The sequence below is a fragment of the Bacillus sp. FSL K6-1033 genome (assembly GCF_038630765.1).
GTDB classification, from domain to species: Bacteria; Bacillota; Bacilli; order Bacillales; family Bacillaceae; genus Bacillus; species Bacillus altitudinis.
The window spans coordinates 2,599,843-2,617,952 of the sequence record NZ_CP152041.1 but is presented as its reverse complement, the minus strand read 5'-3'; the positions used below and the strand labels follow the sequence as shown (position 1 = coordinate 2,617,952).

At 41.5% G+C, this 18,110-nt stretch carries 18 protein-coding genes; 13 read left to right on the top strand and 5 right to left on the bottom strand.

Features of this window, described 5'->3' with window-relative positions; all coding sequences use genetic code 11:
* Positions 1–44 precede the first annotated feature (44 nt).
* From MHH31_RS13360 to MHH31_RS13340, 5 genes are all read right to left on the bottom strand, one after another.
* Positions 45–644, bottom strand: a complete 600-nt coding sequence (locus tag MHH31_RS13360; protein WP_342494881.1) for a response regulator transcription factor — start codon at positions 642–644, stop codon at positions 45–47.
* The gene (locus MHH31_RS13355; RefSeq protein WP_024718676.1) at positions 641–1,777 is read right to left on the bottom strand and encodes a sensor histidine kinase; all 1,137 of its coding nucleotides are present in this window, start codon (positions 1,775–1,777) and stop codon (positions 641–643) included. Before MHH31_RS13355 ends, MHH31_RS13360 begins: the two co-directional genes overlap by 4 nt.
* Positions 1,778–1,892: 115 nt before the next feature.
* Positions 1,893–2,948 (bottom strand): fatty acid desaturase, encoded by a 1,056-nt coding sequence (locus tag MHH31_RS13350; RefSeq protein WP_007501745.1) that lies wholly within the window; start codon positions 2,946–2,948, stop codon positions 1,893–1,895.
* Between the two features lie 189 nt (positions 2,949–3,137).
* Positions 3,138–4,580, bottom strand: coding sequence for a DEAD/DEAH box helicase (locus MHH31_RS13345; protein ID WP_342494880.1), 1,443 nt, complete (start codon positions 4,578–4,580; stop codon positions 3,138–3,140).
* Between the two features lie 252 nt (positions 4,581–4,832).
* Complete coding sequence (locus tag MHH31_RS13340; RefSeq protein ID WP_008343132.1) at positions 4,833–5,636, bottom strand: NAD kinase; 804 nt, start codon at positions 5,634–5,636, stop codon at positions 4,833–4,835.
* A 448-nt stretch (positions 5,637–6,084) separates the two neighbouring features.
* Between MHH31_RS13340 and sppA the strand changes: the two genes are divergently transcribed.
* The 13 genes from sppA to MHH31_RS13275 all read left to right on the top strand — a co-directional run bounded on the left by sppA (position 6,085) and on the right by MHH31_RS13275 (position 17,987).
* The gene (sppA, locus tag MHH31_RS13335) at positions 6,085–7,086 is read left to right on the top strand and encodes a signal peptide peptidase SppA (RefSeq protein ID WP_024718673.1); all 1,002 of its coding nucleotides are present in this window, start codon (positions 6,085–6,087) and stop codon (positions 7,084–7,086) included.
* 14 nt (positions 7,087–7,100) lie between these two features.
* Complete coding sequence (locus MHH31_RS13330) at positions 7,101–7,625, top strand: RDD family protein (protein ID WP_138278862.1); 525 nt, start codon at positions 7,101–7,103, stop codon at positions 7,623–7,625.
* Positions 7,626–7,726: 101 nt separating this feature from the next.
* On the top strand, positions 7,727–8,434 hold the full coding sequence (locus MHH31_RS13325) for a DUF2953 domain-containing protein (RefSeq protein WP_008343138.1): 708 nt from the start codon (positions 7,727–7,729) through the stop codon (positions 8,432–8,434).
* Between the two features lie 14 nt (positions 8,435–8,448).
* Positions 8,449–8,901, top strand: coding sequence for a GerW family sporulation protein (ytfJ, locus tag MHH31_RS13320; RefSeq protein ID WP_007501733.1), 453 nt, complete (start codon positions 8,449–8,451; stop codon positions 8,899–8,901).
* A gap of 112 nt (positions 8,902–9,013) precedes the next feature.
* Positions 9,014–9,514: a thiol peroxidase gene (tpx, locus tag MHH31_RS13315; protein WP_007501731.1), complete on the top strand. Its 501-nt coding sequence runs from the start codon at positions 9,014–9,016 to the stop codon at positions 9,512–9,514.
* An 88-nt stretch (positions 9,515–9,602) separates the two neighbouring features.
* Positions 9,603–10,577, top strand: a complete 975-nt coding sequence (locus MHH31_RS13310) for a class I SAM-dependent methyltransferase (protein WP_007501729.1) — start codon at positions 9,603–9,605, stop codon at positions 10,575–10,577.
* Between the two features lie 229 nt (positions 10,578–10,806).
* On the top strand, positions 10,807–11,991 hold the full coding sequence (locus MHH31_RS13305) for an acetate kinase (RefSeq protein ID WP_024718669.1): 1,185 nt from the start codon (positions 10,807–10,809) through the stop codon (positions 11,989–11,991).
* Between the two features lie 99 nt (positions 11,992–12,090).
* Positions 12,091–12,606 carry a molybdenum cofactor biosynthesis protein B gene (locus MHH31_RS13300; protein ID WP_342461892.1) on the top strand — a complete coding sequence of 172 codons (516 nt, stop codon included), beginning with the start codon at positions 12,091–12,093 and terminating at the stop codon, positions 12,604–12,606.
* A gap of 173 nt (positions 12,607–12,779) precedes the next feature.
* On the top strand, positions 12,780–13,991 hold the full coding sequence (locus MHH31_RS13295) for an argininosuccinate synthase (protein WP_008343148.1): 1,212 nt from the start codon (positions 12,780–12,782) through the stop codon (positions 13,989–13,991).
* Positions 13,988–15,361: an argininosuccinate lyase gene (gene argH / locus MHH31_RS13290; protein ID WP_008343150.1), complete on the top strand. Its 1,374-nt coding sequence runs from the start codon at positions 13,988–13,990 to the stop codon at positions 15,359–15,361. The genes MHH31_RS13295 and argH overlap by 4 nt, the downstream gene beginning before the upstream one ends.
* A gap of 119 nt (positions 15,362–15,480) precedes the next feature.
* On the top strand, positions 15,481–16,386 hold the full coding sequence (locus MHH31_RS13285; protein ID WP_342494879.1) for a phosphotransferase: 906 nt from the start codon (positions 15,481–15,483) through the stop codon (positions 16,384–16,386).
* A 95-nt stretch (positions 16,387–16,481) separates the two neighbouring features.
* Entirely contained in the window at positions 16,482–17,237 is a 756-nt protein-coding gene (locus MHH31_RS13280) for an SDR family oxidoreductase (protein ID WP_342461890.1), read from the top strand.
* Positions 17,238–17,303: 66 nt separating this feature from the next.
* Positions 17,304–17,987, top strand: a complete 684-nt coding sequence (locus tag MHH31_RS13275) for a metal-dependent hydrolase (RefSeq protein WP_017367834.1) — start codon at positions 17,304–17,306, stop codon at positions 17,985–17,987.
* The last annotated feature ends 123 nt before the right edge of the window (positions 17,988–18,110 follow it).

The window sequence follows — 18,110 nt, the reverse complement described above, 5'->3', positions numbered from 1 at the left end:
AAAAGAAAAAAAGATCAAGGCAGTGTCTGACCTGATCTTTTTTCTTATTTAAACCAGCCTTTTTCTTTGGAACGAGTGATGGCTTCAATTCGGTTTTTGACTTCTAGTTTATCTAAAATAACGGATATGTAGTTTCGGACAGTGCCGCTTTTTATGCTGAGTTCCTTGGCGATTTCTTTTGTGTTTTTTCCGTCTGCGACGAGTTCTAGAACAGACTTTTCTCGTTCAGTTAAAGGATTTTCGTCGCTGTACAAGTCTTCCATTAATTCAGGGGCGTACACCTTTTTCCCTTTCATCACGTTGCGGATGGCACTTGCCAAATCTTCGCTTGGGCTGTCTTTTAACATGTAGCCGCTAACGCCAGCTTTCAGTGCTCTTTGAAAATAGCCAGAACGGGCAAAGGTTGTTAAAATGATGATCTTCACATCAGACTTTTTGAGTTCTTCAGCGGCATCGAGACCAGATTTTCCTGGCATTTCAATATCCATTAAACAAATATCGACCGGATGTTTTTGAGCAAAATCAATGGCGTCCTGGCCGTTTGTCCCTTTTCCAACAACGGTCATATCGTCTTCTAAATCGAGAAGCGACCCAAGAGCACCAAGCAGCATTTGCTGATCCTCTGCGATAAAGATGTTAATCATTTTATTTCCTCCTTATCTTTCGCTGCTGAATCATTTGGAATACTCATGATCAGCTTCGTCCCGTCTTTTGTTTCAATGTGCAGGCGTCCATTTGCAAATTCCAATCTTTCTCTAATCCCTAAAAGGCCATGTCCCTTCGTTTGAGAGGATGGATCACCGCCTTTAAATGTGCCGTTATCCTCAACTGTAATGACAACTTCCTTTGACTTTTGATGAATGGTGATTTGACAGACAGTGGCATCGCTATGTTTGACGACATTCGTTACGGCTTCTTTGATGCACATGCTCACAATGTTTTCGTTCAGAAGAGAGATGTGTTTCGGCGCTTCCTTTTCATCATAAATCATGTCAATATCGGCGGCTTCAAGGATTTGCTTGATGTTCAATATCTCATCTTTGATCCGAATACCTTTCATGGAAGAAACAATTTTCCGCACTTCATTTAGAGACGTTCTAGCTGTCTGCTGAACACTCTTTAGTTCGGCACGAGCCTGTTCAGGATCTTTATACACGAGCTTACGGGCAAGGTCACTCTTTAAACCAATAAGAGAGAGTTTTTGTCCAAGTGTATCATGCAGGTCACGAGCAATGCGCTGTCTTTCTTCAAGTTTGACAAGATCGGCGATCCGTTCATTGGCATTTTCTAATTTCTCTTCAAGGCGTTCACGTTCTTTTCGGCTTCGAATGCTGAGAGGGAGCAGAATGGCACTAATAAGTGTGATCACAACAAAAGGAATTTGTGTGAGAAACCATCCCTTTTTTAAAATCAAGCTAAAGTTCACTGCTACGGCGGCGCTCCCTAGATGAATATAGTATAAGATATAAAAAGGGACTTTTCTTTTGATATGCCCGTTGAAATAGGCGATACAAAAAGCGAAATAAATATAGCTGTAGAGCATCACATAGCCTGTAGAAATCGCAATCAATAAAAGACCGAAGACATATAAAGACCAGCCTTTTGCGACAAAGGCAAAACGATACACTCCGAAAAAAACCACGTTCAAAATAATGCCAATGACAATACCTAAAGTCGTAGGCGTCTTTAAGATGAAATAGAAGGGCAGGATGAAAAAAATGGCCCATATATAGGGGGAAATCCCATGCAATTTTTGAATTTTAAACTGTTTTTTCATCCGTGTGCCACCTTTTCCGTTTTCGTTCTTTTCCTTACTTTATCAAATTCAACTTACGGTTGCATCCTGTAAATGGCAACAAGCTCCTTCTAGAGTAAGAAAGAGCTTGCACCAATTATGCATTTTTCTTCAGAATGTCTCCTTTAATGACAGGTGCGGGCATCTTCTTAGATTGCCGTGCTTCTTTAAAGGTAACGAATGCTTTCGTTTCTTCATCCCAAAGTCTAAATTTCATTGATTCGATACTTGTTTTTAAAGTGATGGTTGGAACATTTTGAAGCGGCTCACTATGATCATGTGCATGCTCCAAGTGATAATTCGGTACCCTCGGACTTAAATGATGAACATGGTGATAGCCGATATTGCCTGTTAACCATTGAAGAAGCTTTGGCAATTTGTAAAAAGAACTGCCTTCTACTGCCGCCTGCACATAATTCCAATGTTCATCTGCTTCAAAGTAAGAATCTTCAAATGTATGCTGCACATAAAACAGCCATACGCCGATTGATCCTGAGATCAGGAAGATTGGACCTTGGACAAGCAGGAACTCCTGCCAGCCAAAAAGAAGACACGTTGCAGTTGCTAGCGCAATGATGCTCACGTTTGTGAAATACGTGTTCCAGCGCTCTTTTTTACGAGCATTTTTGACGTTGAAACGGTTTTTTAAGAGAAAAACAAAGATCGGTCCTAAAATAAACATCACAAAAGGATTACGATAAAATCTGTAGCGAAATTTCGTCCAAGCTGATGCTTCTTGATATTCTTTGACTGTCAGGAGCCAAATGTCGCCAGTACCTCGTTTATCTAGATTACTGCTTGTGGCATGGTGAATTGAATGATCTCTTTGCCATTGAAGATAAGGGAAGAGGGTGAGTACGCCCGTTACAAAACCGAACAGGTGATTCAGCGGCTTCTGTTTAAAAAAGGATTGATGGCAGCAGTCGTGAAAAATAATAAAGACACGTACTAAAAAACCAGCTGCAATCACCGCAAAGAAGAGGGTTAAAAGGTAGGAGATGTTCAGGCTATAATAGGCAAGAAACCAAAGCCCCAAAAATGGAATGAATGTATTAAAGAGTTGAATGATACTTTTTTTCGAATTAGCACCAGAGAATTGGCCAACTTGTTTTCTTAAAGTGGCTTGCTGCTGTGTGTTTGTTGAAGTCGTCATGAACGTTCAAGTCCTTTCCGTTTCTTTCTACTTCAAAGTATAGAAGGAAAGGTGTCATGCTCATAGTAGCACCCATCATGTATTCAATATGACATTTGTCATGTTGGATGCGGGGAAGGCTGATGGTTCAAGGGTTGTAAGCTTATTTTATTTTAAATAAAAAAAGTAAAGGCGCTTAGCCTTCACTTTTTATGCACGTGCTTCATGTACTTTTAACTGCTTGCCTTTAATCGTTGTGTGGCGCATGGCGTTCAGCACAAGAGGGCCTTTGCCGTTTAAAATATCGACGTATGTTTTCGTATCTTGAATGGTAATAATCCCAATGTCATCAAAGGCAACGCCTTCTATTTTGGCAATGGTCCCAACGAAATCAACAGCCCGCAGCTTCTTTTTCTTCCCACCGTTAAAATAAAGCTTCATAATATCCTTTTCAACGCCAGCTTGTTTATTTTCCTTTTGAATCGGCGTTTCAATCTTTTCTTCAAAGCTTTCTACATGCTGTTCTGCGTCTTCTTTTGTAGGATAAGGCTGAGTCTGAAAATGAATGCCAGCTTCCTGCTTTAATTCTTCAATGAGCTGCTGCCCGTGCCTTGTCATAAACGCAATCGTTTTCCCGCTTTTACCCGCTCTGCCAGTTCTTCCGGTCCGATGAATATAGCGTTCTTTTTCATAAGGTAGGTCGTAATGAATGACATGTGTCATATCACTGACATCAATTCCTCGGGCTGCTATATCGGTTGCGATCAAATAACGGAATTCCCCGTTTTTGAATTCATCCATGACAGCAAAGCGGTCTTCCTGCCTCATGCCTCCGTGAATTTTGTCACAAGGCACATCCCATTCATCCAGCTTCATTGTGAGTTCGTTCACTCGGTCCTGTGTATTACAGAAAATAATGCAGCTATCTGGGTTTTCAATCACGATCGTACGCTGAAGAAGAGAGAATTTCGCTTCTTCCTCCGTTTCAATCACGGTGTGAGTGATTTGTGGTACAGACGTTTCTTCCCGTGCAATTTCAATTACTTTTGGTGAATATAAAAACTGTTCACTTAATTTCTTCATCTCATCAGACATGGTCGCTGAAAACAGCATTGACATGCGCTTTGGCGGCAGATACTGAATAATAGAAGAGACTTGATCAATAAAACCCATGTTCAGCATTTCATCCGCTTCATCTAATACAAAAAATTTAAGGTTTTCTAAGGAAAGAGTACCTTTCTCAAGGTGATCCAAGACTCGTCCCGGTGTTCCGCACACAATGTGGTTTTTTTGTGCAAGCTCTACTTTTTGAGCTTGAAAAGGGGCTTTTCCATAAATGGCTGCGGCTTTAATTCGTTTCAATCGTCCAAGACTTGTGAGATCCTGTTTGACCTGCATGGCAAGTTCTCGCGTTGGAACGAGGATGAGGGCTTGAGGTTTATTTTCAGCCCAATCGACCATTTCACAAATCGGCAGACCATAGGCTGCCGTCTTGCCGCTGCCAGTTTGAGATTTGACGATCAGATCCTGTTTTGAAAAAGCAACGGATAAGGTCTCGTGCTGAACAGGTGTAGGTGTATGGAAGTGAAGTGCTTTTAGCGCTTGTTTTAAATCATCGCTTAATGGATATTGATCAAATTGTTGTAATGTCATCGTGTTCTCCTTTTCGTACATTCATACTTGTGACATCATACCATAATCATGACCGTGAATGAAAAGACATGAAAAAAAGCCCCGTAAAGGAGCTTTCAGCGTGTAGACAAACCCTCGCATTCGGTGTCAGATTTGCGCTCCGGTACTCACGAATGTCAAATTCGCTCCGTTCCGGTGCTCACTCTTCCTAGACTTCAAAGGTTTTCTATCACGCTGAAAAGAAAACAAAAGCCCCGTAAAGGAGCTTTTTGATTAAAGGAATCTGCGTTTTACTTTTTCCCAATAGGAGTTATCTTTTAATTTGACCGTTTTGATCACTTTACCAGAAAGGCCAATATCAATTTGTTTGACATGTTTTGTACCTAGCGCTTCGTTATCAAGACCGATAATCGGATGGTCGTTACCGTCCTGAACAACCTTTAGTGTCAGCTTGCGGTCACTGCTTAAAATGAAAGGAGCTCCAAGTGTACGGTATGAGTTGTTATTCAGCGATGCCAGCTCGGTTACTTGCATACACGGAAGCATCGGATCCACCACGGCGCCGTTGACAGATTTATTGTAGGCCGTTGAACCGGTTGGAGTGGAAATAATCATCCCGTCGCCTCTAAAGGTTTCAAAATGGAAATCATCTATATACACATCGATGACAAATGTTTTAATGATGCTAGAGCGGATCGACAGTTCGTTTAAGCAATGGAACTGGTTTGTACTGTCAACGCTTACATCGATGATCGGATATTTTCTCACTTCAATCTGTTCAGTGTTCATGGCATCAATCATTTTATCAAAATGTTCTAACGAAAAATCGCAGTATAGGTGCGAATTCTCTGTTTTTGATACCCCTACATACAAGCAGTCATCCCGGAAGTTCGTTTTGCGAACCGCTTGAAGAAATGTACCATCTCCACCAATTGAAGCAATGATATGGGCATCTTCTGCACGCTTTACGACGTGAAAGCCTTGATCAGTAGCGAGCTTCTCCAGAGAAGAAATGTGTCCATCCAATTCATGATCTTTTTTGTAAAAGAAAAATACATTGCGACGATTGTCTGTCATTGACGTTCTCCCCTTTGTTGTCAAAAATAGATTTCGAGTAGTAAAGGGCTTACATAGAAAACCCTTGCTCACATTTTACACTTTTTTCATATGAAAGTAAAAATATTAGAAAGACGCTTCATCATGATAGAGGCTTCCATTTGAGAAATGAGTCATTGTAAGTGATTAGAAAACGCTGACTTTGAGCATAATTTAATAGCTCATTTTGGAGGCTAGAGAGGTCTGGGCGTTTCGTTGTGGAAATGATCTGATCTATTAGATGTAGGAAGAGGATAAAATAACCAATTTTTCGTCATGATGAGCAAATGATAGAAGATGTAAAGTTGATCGTCATTTCACATCGGTGCTATCATATGTTGAAATGAAATGTAAAAAAACCACAGTTCCTGTGAAACATTTCATGTGTGTATTCGTATGAACGAAGTGAGACAAAAAGGAGGAGAAAGAAATGAATGCGAAAAGATGGGTAGCCTTAATCATTGCACTTGGTGTTTTCGGCTTTTCGATTGTGATTAGTATCACGACGGCCTTGTATGAAAGCTTCAATGATAATAAGATGAGCTATCAATTCGGGGACGAAATCGAAGAAAAGGTACTAGAAGATGGAAGCGGTGCGAGTAAAATTGCTGTACTTGAGATTAATGGTACGATTCAAGATAACGGCGGTGCATCCAGCCTTCTAGGCGGGGAAGCATATGATCATCGTGCGTTCTTAAAAGAATTAGATAAAGCAAAAGACGATGCGTCTGTGAAAGGTGTCTTGCTGCGCGTCAACTCTCCTGGCGGCGGTGTCTATGAAAGTGCTGAAATACATAAAAAATTAGAAGAAGTAAAGAAAGCGAAGAAGCCAATTTATGTTTCTATGGGTTCAATGGCGGCTTCTGGCGGCTATTATGTATCCACTCCAGCGAAAAAAATCTTTGCTTCACCTGAAACGTTAACAGGGTCTCTAGGGGTCATCATGCAAAGTTTGAATTATGCAAAGCTGGCAGATAATTTAGGCATCAAATATGAAACCATTAAAAGTGGAAAATTCAAAGACATCATGTCACCAAATCGTGATATGACAAAAGATGAGCGAGACATCATGCAAAGCATGGTTGACAACTCTTATGAAGGCTTTGTGAAAGTCATCTCAGAAGGACGTGGCATGTCTAAGCAGGACGTCAAGAAGATTGCTGACGGCCGAATCTATGACGGAACACAGGCGAAATCGAACGGATTAGTGGATGAGCTTGGGTACTATGAAGATGCTCTAAAAGCAATGAAGAAAAATGAAAAAGGGTTAAAAGGAGCGACAGTGATCAGCTATTCTCAAAGCTTCGGCTGGAACTCTCTTTTCAATATGAGTGCAAGCAAGCTCTTTAAAAGCGAAATTGATTTTCTGAACTTAAAAGAAACACTGGCTGGCTCAAATGGGTCTAAACCGATGTATCTCTATTCAAAATAAAGGAGGGATCATAGATGGATTCTACATTCGATGAAGTAACGGAAAGTCGCAGCCAAGAGGGAGAATCAAGGCCGACTCTTGCGAAGCGCACTTCAATTGAAGCGCAGGCCTTTGCAGGTTTCTGGATTAGATTCTGGGCATTTATCCTAGATTGGCTCGTCGTATGGGGTGTTAACCATTTGACGGTTTCTCCAATCTTTAGTCTCTTTGGCTGGTCAAAAGGTGGAGGCTGGTTTTCCCCATTTTCCGTCACAACCACAATTGTCTTTCTGCTTTATTTTGCGATCATGACGAAGATTTTCCAACAAACACTTGGAAAGATGGTGTTTGGAATCAAAGTCGTCTCACTTCAGCCGGAGAAGAAGCTGCCATGGGATGTCATTTTCTTTAGAGAAATTGTGGGGCGATATATTAATACGCTTTTTGTTCTCTATGCTGTGGTTGGGTTCACGCCGAAAAAGCAAGGGGTTCATGACTACTTTGCAGATACAGTGGTTGTTCATGAACATTTATATGAAAAAACAGAAGCAAACGCATAATCAAAGAGAGTTTGGCCGGGTACCGGTCAAACTCTTTTTTTGGGTGATTGGGTATAAAATCCAGAAGGAGAGCCATAATCGTAGAGGAAGCATCATTTGTTATGGAGGAAGTGAGCACAGTGCTGTACGTTTGGATCGCCGCTTTTTTGTTCCTTGTGATCTTATTGATCTTTATGAAAGTGACCATTTCACTGGACTATTCACATGCAAATGACAATGACCATATTGCGGTGAAGATCATCACGTTATATGGAATCGTCAGATTGAAGAAAGACATTCCGATGGTGAAAGTGAATACGGAAGATCAAACGATTGATATTCGTGAAAAGAAAATGGCCAGCACCAAAACGCCTAATCAAGAAAAAGAAACCATGCATAAAAAAGTGGGAAAACGTGATGTGAAGGAAATCCTTCATCAAATGGAGCGTATTACAAAAGAAATTGTCGATCTAAACCGGATCATGCGAAAGTTTTTCATTCATATAAAAATCGTCTCATTTCACTGGTCCACATGGATTGGTTTTCATGACGCAGCTTTAACAGGTGTAGCAGCCGGTGGTGTGTGGTCAGTCAAAGGAGCACTTCTTGCCTTTATGCAGGAGCATCTCACCTTTAAGCACAAACCCGTCTATGAAGTGATTCCCGCTTTTCAGCACAATGTGTCACAGACACACTTTGCATGTATAGCTTATTTTCGGATTGGACATGCTATGCTTGCAGCCATTCGATTACTTGTCCATTGGTTAAAAGGGAGAAAGGCGAGAAAAAATGCCTCTCTTCAAGCAACGAAGAATGAATCATCTGTTTAAGGAGGAACCCGAAAATGGCAGATCATCCAATCCAAGGTCTGATGAAGACAGCGATGGAAAACTTAAAAGAAATGATTGATGTGAACACGATCATCGGCGATCCAGTCGAAACCCCTGACGGCAGTGTCATTCTCACTGTGTCAAAGGTTGGTTTTGGATTTGCAGCCGGCGGCAGTGAATTCAACGGTAACCAAAAGAAAGAAAAACGGTCTGATGAACAAGAACGAAAAGAACCGAGACTCCCATTTGGAGGCGGAAGCGGTGGGGGAGTATCGATTACACCAATCGCCTTTTTAATTGTGGGAACAAATGGCGTACGAATGCTTCATTTGGATGAACACACACATCTGCTTGATAAAATATTGGATTCTGCTCCTCAAGCAATTGAACGTCTTCAGCACATGTTTAAAAAGGATGAACGGGAGCATCGTCACAAAGAACGAAAACTAGATGACATAGACCTTTAAAAAGTTAGCTGCCCTGCAGTTAACTTTTTTTTCAAAATGGACGATTAGGCTTTGCAGTTTTTTGCTTTCTCTACTATGATAGAACCATACATTTGATAAGGGAGGAATTGTTTTGGCATCGATCACATTTAAAGGGAGCCCAGTAACGCTTGTAGGAAATGAAGTGAAAGTAGGCGAGCAGGCTCCAGATTTCACGGTATTAACGAACTCACTAGGGGAAGTTTCACTTTCTGATTTAACAGGAAAAGTGACGATTATCTCAGTGATTCCTTCTATTGATACAGGTGTGTGTGACGCACAAACAAGACGTTTCAATGAAGAGGCAGCCGGTTTAGGTCCGGTCAATATCTATACCATTAGTGCAGACCTACCATTTGCACAAGCACGCTGGTGCGGAGCAAACGGAATTGAAAATGTTGAAACATTATCTGATCATAGAGATATGTCATTTGGTGAAGCGTTTGGTTTATATATGAAAGAATTGCGTTTATTGGCGCGTGCGGTCTTCGTATTAGACCCAAGCGGAAAAGTGGTTTACACTGAGTACGTAAGCGAAGCAACCAATCATCCAAATTATGAAAAAGCCATTGAGGCTGCGAAATCACTGTTATAAAAGCAGCATCGACAAGAGCTCCGGCTTCATACTGGGGCTCTTTTCAATGAGAACATATAGCTTTTAACAAAGCGAGGAGAGAAAAGCATTGCAGAAAGATCAAGTGAGTACGATTTTTGAGCTGCTCGATACAGCTTCAATTCGTTTAAAAAAGGAACAGAACATTTCCTATATTGAAGCATTGGCAGAAGCAGGAGAAGCCTTTTTCCAGGCAAATGATCGAAACGGTTTACTAAAAGATTTAATAGAGAAAGCAGATTTCGCCTCTTATGATCATGAGCAGATTCGTAAAGCGTTTCAGCTCGCCGTATTAAAAGGACAAAAGGATATTTCACATCCAAACCGGCAGATGACACCTGATACAATTGGTCTGTTTGTCAGCTATTTGGTCAATAAATTTTTAGAAGGACAAAAAGAGCTGGTTGTCTTTGATCCAGCAGCGGGAACAGGGAATTTACTGCTTGCGGTCCTCAACAATGTAACAGCAGAAACAACACGCGGTTTTGCCTCTGAAATTGATGACGTGCTCATTAAAATTGCGTGGGCACAAGCGAACTTAGAAGAAAAAGAAGTAGAGCTATTCCACCAGGACAGCCTTGAGCCGCTTCTTATCTCACCAGCAGATGTTGCTGTATGTAGTCTTCCTGTCGGGTTTTATCCAAATGATGAGCGCGCTAAAGACTATGAATTAAAGGCAAAAGAAGGTCATTCCTTTGCGCATTATTTATTCATTGAGCAAAGTCTGCGTTACACGAAAGAAGGCGGCTTCTTATTCTTCATCATTCCAAACGATTTGTTTGAAGGAAAAGAAAGCGTACAATTAAAGGATTTCATCAAAGAACATGCATATATGAATGCGTTAATTCAGCTGCCAGTCTCTATGTTCAAAGACAAAAAGCATGCCAAAAGCTTATTTGTGATGCAAAAGAAAAAAGAGGGGCTCGAAGCACCGAAACGTATGCTATTTGCCAATCTGCCATCTTTCTCACAGAAAGAAGCAATGGTTGGCGTCATGAGAAAATTAGACCAATGGTTTATAGAAGAAAAAGAAACGAAAGAATAGCCAGAGTGATGTCTGGCTATTTTATTATTCAGAAAATAACGACTTATTGATGTAAGCGGTAACAGTTCGAAGGTGTACTTGAAATGCAAAGTTTTCAATGTTTAAATGAAAAAGTCAGATATTTTTCGGACTTATCGTTAAACTATAAAAGACCCGTTCAAACAGGTTGAATATAGCACCGAAAAAACGTGAAACCTTATATAACAACTGAGTAAAAGGAGCGACAGTAATGTCCAAAATTATTGCAATCAACGCAGGAAGCTCATCTCTTAAATTCCAATTGTTCGACATGCCAGAAGAAACCGTTTTAACAAAAGGTCTTGTTGAAAGAATCGGAATGGACAACAGTATCTTCACGATTTCTGTAGATGGAGAAAAGAAAACAGAAGTCACAGATATTCCAGATCATGCAGTAGCGGTTAAAATGCTGCTTGAAAAACTAATTGAATTTAACATCATCAAAGACTTTAATGAAATTGATGGCGTAGGACACCGCGTCGTTCACGGCGGAGAAAAATTCAGCGATTCTGTTGTTTTAACAGATGAAGTCATCAAAGACATTGATCAGCTTTCAGAGCTTGCACCACTTCACAACCCTGCAAACGTTGTAGGAATCAAAGCATTCAAACAAATTCTGCCTGACGTACCAGCGATTGCTGTGTTCGATACAGCGTTCCACCAAACAATGCCAGAGCAGTCTTACCTATACAGCCTTCCGTACGACTACTACAAAAACTTTGGTATTCGTAAATACGGATTCCACGGGACAAGCCATAAGTTCGTAACAGAGCGTGCAGCAGAGCTATTAGGCCGTCCTCTTGAAGAGCTTCGTTTGATTTCTTGCCACCTTGGAAATGGTGCAAGTATCGCAGCAGTTGAAGGCGGAAAATCAATCGATACGTCAATGGGCTTCACACCACTTGCGGGTGTTGCAATGGGAACACGTTCAGGTAACATTGACCCTGCCCTTATTCCATTTATTATGGAGAAAACAGGACATACAGCGGAAGAAGTACTTTCTACTTTGAATAAGAAGAGTGGTCTTTTAGGTGTGTCTGGTCTTTCAAGTGACCTTCGTGATATCGAAGAAGCGACAGAAGAAGGAAACGACCGTGCTGAAGTAGCACTAGATATTTTTGCAAGCCGTATTCATAAATACATCGGTTCTTATGCAGCGAGAATGAATGGTGTAGATGCCATCATCTTCACAGCTGGAATCGGTGAAAACAGCTCAGAAGTGAGAGCACGTGTACTTCGTGGTCTAGAATTCATGGGCGTATATTGGGATCCATCTCTTAACAACATGAGAGGCGAAGAAGCATTCATAAGCTACCCTCACTCTCCTGTAAAAGTCATCGTGATTCCAACGAACGAAGAAGTTATGATTGCAAGAGACGTTATGCGTTTAGCGTAACATCCTTTTGAAGCTCTTTTCCTCAGCGGAAAAGGGCTTTTTTCTATTGAAATCACCATGCTATAATGTGAGGCAATATGAAAGGAGCGGTGTGAAGATATGAGCGTCGAAGAACATAAACGCGAAGCGAAAACGAGGCTTCATGTAAAAGTCATTACCGTCAGTGATACAAGGACAAAAGAAACAGATAAAAGCGGCCGTCTGATGATTGATTTGCTCAAAGAACAAGGGCACCTTATTCTTGCATACGATATTGTGAAAGATCACATTGGAGCGATTCAAGACGCCGTTTTAGAAGGAACAAGTGAAGCGAAGATTGATGCCGTCTTGTTAAACGGGGGAACTGGTATTGCAGCAAGGGACGTCACGATTGAATCCATTACACCTCTTTTCTCAAAAGAGCTGCCGGGCTTTGGAGAAATTTTTCGCAAGCTGAGCTATACAGAAGATATTGGATCAGCCGCTATCTTATCTAGAGCGACGGCAGGGGTGATTAACCAAAAAGCCGTTTTTGCCACACCAGGCTCTACCGGAGCAGTTCGGTTAGCCATGACCAAACTCATTATTCCAGAGCTTCCTCATGTCTTGCGAGAGCTTGAAAAAGATCAAAAATAGCCCAAAATGACTCTGCCAAGAAAATTTGGCAGAGTTTTTTTCATAAAGGGGTTGAAAAAACAATTTTTCCTTGTTACAGTGTATACATACTAAATGCATGTTTATAAATTAAAACTTATTTTTATGCAAAAAACATTCACAGAATCAAAACAAGCGAGAGGAGCTTTTCAAACATGTCACAAAATAAAAAAGTCGTATTAGCATATTCCGGAGGTCTTGATACCTCTGTTGCAGTTAAATGGTTACAGGAGCAAGGATACGAAGTTGTTGCTTGCTGCCTGGACGTAGGTGAAGGAAAAGATTTAGCATTCGTTCAACAAAAAGCACTTCAAGTCGGAGCTGTTCAATCTTACATGATCGACGCAAAAGAAGAGTTTGCTGAAGAATTTGCACTTGCTGCACTGCAAGCACACACGATGTACGAAGGGAAATACCCACTTGTGTCTGCACTATCTCGTCCGCTCATTGCCAAAAAGTTAGTGGAAGTCGCAGAGAAAGAAAATGCCGTAGCCGTTGCACACGGATGTACAGGTAAAGGAAACGACCAAGTTCGTTTTGAAGTATCAATCAAAGCATTGAATCCAGACCTAGAAGTTCTTGCACCAGTGCGTGAATGGAAATGGTCTCGTGATGAAGAAATCGACTATGCACAAAAGCACGGGATTCCAATTCCGATAAACTTAGACAGCCCATATTCAATTGACCAAAACCTTTGGGGCAGAAGTAACGAATGTGGTATTTTAGAAGATCCTTGGGCAGCGCCGCCAGAAGGTGCTTATGATCTGACAAATCCACTTGAAAAAACACCTGACACACCTGAAATCATTGAAATCACGTTTGAAAAAGGAAAACCAACAGCTATTGACGGAATCCAGTATTCATTATCCGATCTGATCCTTCATTTAAATGAAGTTGCTGGCCAGCATGGTGTAGGCAGAATCGATCATGTTGAAAACCGTCTTGTTGGAATCAAATCTCGTGAAGTGTATGAGTGCCCAGGTGCAGTTACCCTATTAAAAGCACACAAAGAACTTGAAGACTTAACGCTTGTTAAAGAAGTAGCACACTTTAAGCCAATCGTTGAACAAAAAATGGCTGAATTAATATACAACGGCTTATGGTTCTCACCACTTAAATCAGCACTAGATGCATTCTTACAAGAAACGCAAAAGAACGTAACAGGTGTTGTGCGTGTGAAACTATTTAAAGGCCATGCCATTGTAGAAGGACGTAAATCACCATATTCACTTTATGATGAAAATCTAGCAACTTACACAAAAGCAGATGAATTCGATCATGATGCAGCTGTAGGATTTATTAACCTTTGGGGTTTACCAACAAAAGTAAACAGCATCGTGAACAAAAAGGAGCAGGTTAAAGCATGAAAAAGCTTTGGGGAGGCCGATTTCAAAAAACACCAGAAAAATGGGTCGATGAGTTTGGTGCATCCATTCATTTCGACAAACAATTAGTCAAAGAAGATCTGACCGGCTCCCTTGCCCATGCAAGTATGCTGAATAAATGCGGTATCATCGGCGATGAGGAGGCCGCTGCAATCAAAGACGGACTGAATACGCTCATGAAAAAGGCAGAGGCGGATGAACTCGATTTCTCAGTAGATTATGAGGATATTCATTTAAACCTTGAAAAAATGCTCATTGATGAGATTGGTCCGCTTGGCGGCAAATTGCACACAGCGAGAAGCCGGAATGATCAGGTCGCAACCGATATGCATTTATATTTGAATAACCAAGTAGAGCATATCATTGAGCTGATCTCTTCTTTTCAAACAGTGCTTGTAGAAAAAGCTGAACAGCACGTTGAAACGATTTTTCCAGGATATACGCACTTACAGCGTGCACAGCCTATCTCCTTTGCTCATCATATGCTCGCCTACTTTTGGATGCTTGAGCGGGACAAAGCGCGTTTTCAAGATTCATTGAAGCGGATTAATGTGTCACCACTTGGATGCGGAGCGTTAGCAGGAACGACATTCCCGATTGATCGTGAATATACAGCAGAGCTTCTGGGCTTTGACCATATTTACGAGAACAGCCTTGATGGTGTGAGTGATCGTGATTTCATTTTAGAGTTCTTGTCTAATAGCAGTCTTGTGATGATGCACCTGTCACGTCTTTGTGAAGAAATCATTTTATGGTGCTCTCAAGAATTCAAATTCATTGAGCTTGATGACACGTACGCAACAGGTAGCAGCATGATGCCGCAAAAGAAAAACCCGGATATGGCTGAATTGATCCGCGGAAAAACAGGCAGAGTATATGGCAACCTGATGGGACTGCTCACGATTATGAAAGGCTTGCCGCTTACGTATAACAAAGACTTGCAAGAAGATAAAGAAGGCATGTTTGATACGGTGAAAACGATCGCTGGCAGCCTGCAAATCTTCACAGGCATGATTCAAACGATGACAGTGAACGAAGATGTCATGAAAAAAGCAACAAAAGAAGATTTCTCAAATGCGACCGAAGTGGCAGACTACCTTGCGAAAAAAGGTATGCCATTCCGTGAAGCACACGAAATCGTTGGGAAGCTTGTGTATACATGCATTCAAAAAGGCATCTATTTAAGTGACCTTCCATTTGAAACATTTACAGAAGCAAGCGGCCTCTTTGAACAAGATATTTACACTGTTCTTGATCCGTATGTTGCTGTTGAAAAAAGAACAAGTGCAGGTGGAACTGGATTCAAACAAATTCAGCTCGCTTTAGAAAAAGCAAAAGCCTGCCTAGCGTAATTCGCCAAAACCATTCGTTTATACGGATGGTTTTTTGTCATGGGAAAAAGGAGATTGATCTTCACTGGAGAAAATGAAACCATACCAGTGTCAAGCTGAATAAGGAGTGACAACAGTTCATGAAGAAAACGCTTCAGGCTTTGTTTGATCAGCCTATCGTATCAGTGAAAACGTTAGGAGAACCATACGACGGCCGGGCTAATGATGTGTGGCTGATTTCCTTGCAAGATCAGACGGAATATGTAGTGAAATCTCCTAAAACTGCAAGAGAAGAAAGTGAATTTGTGTATGGGATTAACATGATTTATGGAGTAGATGCCCGTACTGTACAGGAGCATCTTGATGAAATCAATGAAAAGCTGTCTCATACGAATTCCTTTCATATTCCGAAAGTTGTTCGTAAAGTGAAGAAGGCGGGGAAACACTTTTATGTCATGGAAAAAGTAGAAGGAATCCCTTTAACATCTTTTGAGGGCCGTTCAGCACAATTCTATAGGGATTACGGGAGGAAACTAGCGCATCTTCATTCATATCAAACAAACTTTTTCGGTGCAGTATATGGGGGAGAAAAGAGACATTTGAGAGAATTCCATGCGCTGTTAAAAAAGGCAGTTTCCAAACTCATCAGCCACTATTACGCTGATCAGCCTGAATATCAGAATTATGCAGAAAAGGTGCAGCAAAAGCTTGAAAAGCTAAGTCCTCCTGATGCAGCCAGTCTCATTTTAATTGATTTAGACCCATCGCAATATATTGAAGACGATGATCAAGTGACGAGTCTAGTTGATACGGAATATGTTGTATTTGGACCAGCTGCGTTTGATTTGATTGCACTCGAATACCTTTTGACGAAAGAAGCTGCACAAGCGGTTCAATTAGGGTATGAAGAGATTTACCCGCTTCCTCGTCAGCTTCATGAGGTGAGAGAATGCTATCGGTTTGTTTCGCTGCTTCTCGATATCCATGGTTCATGGGATATGAAAAAGTGGATGAATCACCCTATACGTTTTTCCCCTCACTGTTAAAGGGTTCAAAAGTGCGAAGGGAGCCGGTTTATAGTAAAGTAAAGATAACAAAAGAAACACATGAACTTGCAACCTTTGTTTTAGGAGGAGATTGTGTGCGACACGCATTAATAACAGCGGGTTCTAAAGGACTTGGCAGGAAAGTCACCGAGTCTTTACTGAATATGGGGTATTCTGTGACAGTCAATTATCGAAGTGATGATGAAGCTGTCTGGCAGATGAAAGAAGAACTGCAAGAATACGAAGAAAAGCTTCAATTTGTCCAAGGCGATGTGACAAACAAAGAAGATTTAAAAAACATGGTCGAGCTGGCAGTAGAGCGATTTGGGCGGATTGACGCCTTGATCAATAATGCTGGACCTTATATTTTTGAACGAAAAAAACTCGCGGATTACTCTGAAGACGAATGGTATCAAATGATGGAAGGCAACCTATCCGCAGTGTTCCATTTGTTCCGAATGGTGATCCCTATGATGAGAAAACAAGGCTTTGGCCGCATTATCACGTATGGCTTCCAAGGAGCAGACCATGCGCCAGGCTGGATGCACAGATCAGCTTTCGGAGCGGCAAAAGTGGGCCTTGCGTCATTGACGAAAACCATTGCGATTGAAGAAGCCGAAAACGGCATCACCGCTAATATGGTGTGTCCAGGCAAAATCGTTGGAGACATGAAAGAATCAACGATAGAGGAAGCACGTCAGATAAAAGACGATGAAACACCGATTGGTCGGTCTGGGACAGGTGAGGATATCGGTCGTATCATTTCATTTCTATGTGATGACCGTTCAGACCTCATTACAGGAACCGTCATTGAAGCAACAGGTGGTCTTAATGTAATTCACAGGCACTAAGTTTTTCAGCTTTTTATAGAGGGAATAGACAAAATGAGATCAAATTCGAAAGGTGGATATATTTACATGAAAGCTACATATCATGGACATTCAGTCGTACACATTGAAACAAACGGATACCATATTTGGATTGATCCATTTTTAAATGGAAATAAGCATACAGAGATCAAACCGCAAGATGTGAAAGCCGATGTGATTTTGCTCACGCACGGGCATGGAGATCACGTCGGAGACACGATTGAAATCGCTAAAAACAATGACGCACTCGTGATTGCGCCATTCGAACTTGCCACTTATTTAGGCTGGCAAGGGGTGAAAACACACCCGCTTTCTATTGGTGGCGGACGTGAATTTGAATTTGGTAAAGTCAAGCTGACGCAAGCGTTCCATGGCTCAGCGGTCATTGATGAAGAATCCAAAACGATTACGTATACAGGGATGCCATCCGGTATTTTATTTACTGCTGAAGGCAAAACAATTTATCATGCTGGAGACACGGCTCTCTTCTCGGATATGAAACTCATTGGGGAGCTGAATCATATTGAGCTCGCCTTCCTGCCAATAGGTGATAACTTCACAATGGGACCAGACGATGCAAGAATCGCAGCAGAGTGGCTTCGTGCGAAACAAGTCGTACCGATTCATTACAGTACATTCCCGCCGATTGAGCAAGATCCTCACGCGTTTGCAGACAGCTTGCATGGCGGCGTGGGTCACGTATTAAACAGCGGAGAATCCATCGATATTTAATCAAGATGCAGAAAAATCGGCACACAAATATTGGCTTCAGTGTGTAGATAAACCCACGCATTCGTTGTCAGGTCTGCGCGCCGGTGCTCACGAATGTCAAATTCGCTCCGCTCCTGAGCTAGA